The 4,771-nt window shown below is 42.5% G+C and carries 4 protein-coding genes; 2 read left to right on the top strand and 2 right to left on the bottom strand.

Going from position 1 to position 4,771, the window contains the following annotated elements; all coding sequences use genetic code 11:
- Positions 1-179 precede the first annotated feature (179 nt).
- Positions 180-428 carry a hypothetical protein gene (locus tag CAG68_RS22375; RefSeq protein WP_005374593.1) on the top strand — a complete coding sequence of 83 codons (249 nt, stop codon included), beginning with the start codon at positions 180-182 and terminating at the stop codon, positions 426-428.
- Between the two features lie 292 nt (positions 429-720).
- Complete coding sequence (locus tag CAG68_RS14345; protein ID WP_005374595.1) at positions 721-1,197, top strand: Lrp/AsnC family transcriptional regulator; 477 nt, start codon at positions 721-723, stop codon at positions 1,195-1,197.
- A gap of 103 nt (positions 1,198-1,300) precedes the next feature.
- On the opposite strand, the gene CAG68_RS14340 is transcribed toward CAG68_RS14345, so the two are convergent.
- Together CAG68_RS14340 and CAG68_RS14335 are read right to left on the bottom strand one after the other, a co-directional pair.
- Positions 1,301-2,008, bottom strand: a complete 708-nt coding sequence (locus CAG68_RS14340; RefSeq protein WP_005383549.1) for a DUF445 domain-containing protein — start codon at positions 2,006-2,008, stop codon at positions 1,301-1,303.
- A gap of 592 nt (positions 2,009-2,600) precedes the next feature.
- The gene (locus CAG68_RS14335; RefSeq protein ID WP_005374597.1) at positions 2,601-4,451 is read right to left on the bottom strand and encodes an ABC transporter ATP-binding protein; all 1,851 of its coding nucleotides are present in this window, start codon (positions 4,449-4,451) and stop codon (positions 2,601-2,603) included.
- Between the last annotated feature and the right edge of the window lie 320 nt (positions 4,452-4,771).

Below are 4,771 nucleotides of genomic sequence, written 5' to 3'. Positions count from 1 at the left end.
ACGTTTGCTCATATTGATGGTACAAAAGTTGAGGTCTGACCAATGTCTCAGTTTTTTGATACTTTCGTTCAATTTTTTGAAGATAGGGCACAAAAAATTAAAGGAGCTTTTTAATTGTGGAATTATTTTGAACAAAATATGTCAATTGTCAGTAGGACGAAAAAGTAGGGAGAAGAGAAATGCCGGATATATATTGCGCAGCTTGTAGAAAATCAACGCAACATAAAGTGATTATGAAGCGTTGCGAGCCTCAGTCTGTTGACTCGTTAACAGGCAAAATGGTGAGTTTTACACAGCTGATGGCGAAATTTGTATCAGGTGAACATTATTACGAGATGGAGCCTCAATACTACTGCCGTTGTTGTAATCATCGTGCAATTGGAGAGGTTGTTCCACATCCTACACGGCATACATCGGCCGCACTCTAACTCTGAGTGATAGCCATGATTAATGGCTAAATAGGGCGGCGTTGCCCGAACGACATATCTATACAGGCGTGTCATGCGCTTTCAAATTTGCGACTCCGCGGGAGCCGCTAGGTTGCTTTTTCTCTTCATATCACGGTTACTAAGTGAGCGGCAATAATCATAGCTCTTTCCCTCCTTCGTTGTTTTCTGGTTATTCTCTGCTGAATTTCACATGCTGTGCATTTGATGGTTTGCAATTGTTTGAGCAACGATTAATGTGATGCTTTCTAAGTGGTTGCAAGGAAGTGGGTTAATGAGTTATCAATTGGACCGGATTGATTTACATATTTTGAGAGTGCTTCATTCGAGAGGCAGAATTCCAGTTGTAGAACTAGCAAAGCTGATTAACTTAACGACTTCTCCATGTTCTGACCGTGTAAAGCGGCTAGAAAAAGAAGGGTATATCAATGGTTACCATGCAGAGTTGAATGCGGAAAAGTTGGGGCTGGATGTGCAAGTATTCATCCATATTCGTTTAGACCAAACCAGTTTTTCTATTTTTGAAAAGTTTGCGAAAGCGGTGGAATTGATGCCTGAAATTGAAGAGTGCTACTCGCTCTCTGGAGATTTCGATACCATGATAAAAGTTCGTGTTAAGAGCATGAAAGCGTATCAGGAGTTTATGTCGAGCAAGTTAGGCACGCTTCCGGGCGTGATTCAAACTCGTAGTGAAGTGGTCATAGAAGAACATAAAACGGGATTTGGCGTGAACCCTGAGCTCCTTGGTTAGGCGAGGCATGTGTTGATCCTCCTTATTTAGCGTGGCTTGGTATATTACTTTTTCACGATTAAAAAAGGAGCCGAAGCTCCTTTTTTAATAAATCGGTGAGCGATTATGCCCCGATAAAGGTGCTGATAACGCCAATTAAACCACCAAAAACACCGCCCCAAACGACTAGCCAGCCAAGGTGTTGTTTGATCATCTTTTGCACCATTTCTTTAACTAATGCCGGTGTTAATTCGCTTAAACGTTGATCGATGATACCTTCAATGTTCTGCTTTATCTCATCCATCATTGCAGGAGATTCGAATTGCTCTTTCAGTGCTTCTTTGATGTTATCGCTCTTGCTCAACTCAATGATGGATTCTTGCATCTTTTCGACGAAAGGTTGGCGCATGGGTTGTAGCGCTTCCGAGCCGCCAAACATCGCTAGCATGCCGCCAAATTGAGAGCCTTCAATTACTTCCACTAGGGAATCAAATGCTGGATTTAAATCTACTTTCTCAATTACTGGTTGAAGATCGATGTTCACACCGCCCGCCATTTCTTTATTCAAGAATCGGTCAATGTTCGCTTCAGTAAAAAACTGTTCCATCATTAAGTTTTTGATAGCCAGTTTAAACTCTTCAAATCGCGCGGGGATCACGCCAGAACCGTATAATCCAGGCACTTTCTCAAACAGCATATGGATGGCAAGCCAGTTGGTGATGGCGCCTGAGAACGCAAATAGCCCTGCATACCAAAGATAGTCGTTTTGTAATTGATGACCTCCAGCCATCAAAGCGATAGCGAGGACATTCGTTAGCAAACTTTTGTTCATAGTGACCAGTTATATATGAATATCGGAAAGAATAAGTGGGCCTGATTCTATACCTAAGTCACATTAAGATGCTAGGTTTTGCCGTGATGAGTAATCTTGTAGAGAAGGGACAAAAAATGCATGCTCAGAAAAACAAAACCCGACAATCATTGTCGGGCCACTGCTTTTTCTTAGAAAAACTAAGATTCTATTTTTAATTTTAGATGCGGTAGATCTTACAACAAAGTTGGCATTTCCATCTTTCTGAGTAGCCAAATAGCTTGTCAGCCCAACTTGGTTTGAGTTGTACGATCTGCATTGAACCACATTTACACATAAGCTAATTACCTTATTTTTAATATAATAACTAAGCCATCTATTGAGTATAGCTGTTTCTCAAAAAGTGAAATGACAAATGAAGACGGCTCAATACTCTGTATTGTGTTCATTGCAATGGATACGCAACGAGGCGGTATATTAGCAGAAAAAGTGTGAGCTTTATCATGGAGAGTGTTTCATATATGAGAAACCACAATGGCTATATGAGCATCTAGCCATGGATTTAAATAAAAAACGGCGCTTAAAGCGCCGTTTTTATTGAGCTTATCACTCGTTAAGAAGCGTGTTGATTGTCTAGTTCTTCAGCGATAAATCCGCCAGTTTGATGCGCCCAAAGCTGGGCGTAAATGCCGTTATTCGCAATGAGTTCTTGATGAGAACCTTGTTCAACGATGCTGCCTTTATCTAGCACGATGAGGCGATCCATTTGTGCGATGGTCGATAATCGGTGAGCGATAGCAATAACCGTTTTCCCTTGCATTAATTCATTCAAGCTTTCCTGAATCGCTGCTTCGACTTCTGAATCTAGAGCCGATGTTGCTTCATCCAATACCAGCAATGGTGCATCTTTGAGTAGCACACGAGATATTGCGATACGCTGACGTTGGCCGCCAGACAGTTTCACACCACGTTCACCAACTTGCGCATCGTATCCGACATTACCAAATGGGTCGGTCAGAGTTTCGATAAACTCATGGGCATGCGCTTGCTTAGTGGCTTTCAGCAAATCTTCTTCTGTCGCATCTGGATTGCCATACAAAATATTGTCTCGAATTGAACGGTGTAGCAGAGAAGTATCTTGGGTCACCATACCGATCTTTGAACGCAAAGAGTCTTGTGTGACTTCTGAGATGTTCTGTCCATCGATCTTAATGCTGCCGTCTTCGACATCGTGGAAACGAAGTAACAAGTTCACCAAAGTCGATTTTCCGGCGCCGGAGCGCCCAACCAAGCCTACTTTCTCTCCTGGTTTGATGTTGAGATCGAGATGGCTAATTACGCCTTTGTTCTCACCGTAATGGAAGCTGACGTTATCAAAGTGAATGCCTCCTTCAGTGACAACCAAGTCTTTTGCACCTGGTTTATCTTTAATATCAATAGGCTTAGAGAGTGTTTTCATTCCATCGACAACGGTTCCCATGTTTTCAAAGAGGGCGCCAACTTCCCACATTATCCACATCGACATACCGTTTACGCGCAATGCAAGACTAACAGCAATCGCAATCGCGCCAACGCTAATGGCACTATCCAACCACAGGTAAATCGATAAAGCAGCAACGGAAAAGACCAAAATATAGTTTGAGATCTCTACAGCGACGTCGAAGCCGGTCACTAGGCGCATTTGACGATAGACCGTATTCAAAAATCCTTTCATGCCTTGCTCGGCATATTGGGTTTCGCGCTGGCTATGAGAAAACAGTTTGACGGTTTGAATATTGGTATAACTGTCGACGATGCGCCCTGTCATTGTCGAACGTGCATCGGCCTGTGCTGAAGCGACGTCTTTGAGCTTAGGGACAAAATAGATTTGGATAGCGATGTAAGCGAGTAGCCAGACAATCATTGGGATCATCAAACGCCAGTCTGCCGTCGCTAACATAATGATCATGCTGGTGAAGTAAACCGTAACGTAAACAAACACATCCATAGCTTTCATCACGGTTTCGCGCACAGCTAATGAGGTTTGCATGACTTTCGTTGCGACTCGACCTGCAAAATCATCTTGATAGAAGTTCAAGCTTTGATTGAGCAAATACCGGTGTGCAAGCCAGCGGATAGACATTGGGTAGTTGCCCAATAACGTTTGATGAACGAGCAACGAGTACAAGATCACCAATATAGGCATGACAACCAGCAATAAGGCTCCGTAGAAAATCAAATCCGATTTGTTGTCTTGTAAGAACGTTTCTGGATTGCTGGTAGACAACCAATCAACCAATTGTCCCATGGCGCCAAACAACATTACCTCAACAACAGCCACAATTGTGGCCATCAAAGACATGATGATCAAAGGCTTTTCATAACCACGAGTGTAATAACGCAGAAAAGCGAACATCCCTGAAGGAGGCTGATCCGGTGTAGATTTGGGGAACGGCTCTGTAAAGCCTTCAAATCGTTTAAACATAACTCATCCTAAAGTTAAAACAGTGCCATTTGGGGTGGCTAAATCCATCGATTCACGCTGCTTTGGACGAAACCGCGTGTATGAGAGTTTCTTGCCTGCTCCTCGATAAAGCAGACCGATTGACGAGAGGGGCGAAAAAATAGTCTAACCGATTGTGTCTTAAATGTAACTAGTTGGTTATGAGTGTGATTGTCTATGGTTCTGATTCTTATGATGAATTCTTATCATGTTCATCACGGTGCAATAAAAGCTTAAACCTGCAAAGTGACAATAAAATTTAGGGAAAAATGAACTTAATGCAGCAAAAATTACTTTTGGGC

This window comes from Vibrio sp. V42_P2S4T144 (genome assembly GCF_009904715.1).
GTDB lineage: Bacteria > Pseudomonadota > Gammaproteobacteria > Enterobacterales > Vibrionaceae > Vibrio > Vibrio alginolyticus.
This window is presented reverse-complemented; position numbering and strand designations above follow the sequence as displayed.

Bases quoted from the DNA above. Each gene is read 5' to 3' on its own strand.
- CAG68_RS22375 (WP_005374593.1), top strand. From the start codon at position 180: ATGCCGGATATATATTGCGCAGCTTGTAGAAAATCAACGCAACATAAA.
- CAG68_RS14345 (WP_005374595.1), top strand. From the start codon at position 721: ATGAGTTATCAATTGGACCGGATTGATTTACATATTTTGAGAGTGCTT.
- CAG68_RS14340 (WP_005383549.1), bottom strand. From the start codon at position 2,008: ATGAACAAAAGTTTGCTAACGAATGTCCTCGCTATCGCTTTGATGGCT.
- CAG68_RS14335 (WP_005374597.1), bottom strand. From the start codon at position 4,451: ATGTTTAAACGATTTGAAGGCTTTACAGAGCCGTTCCCCAAATCTACA.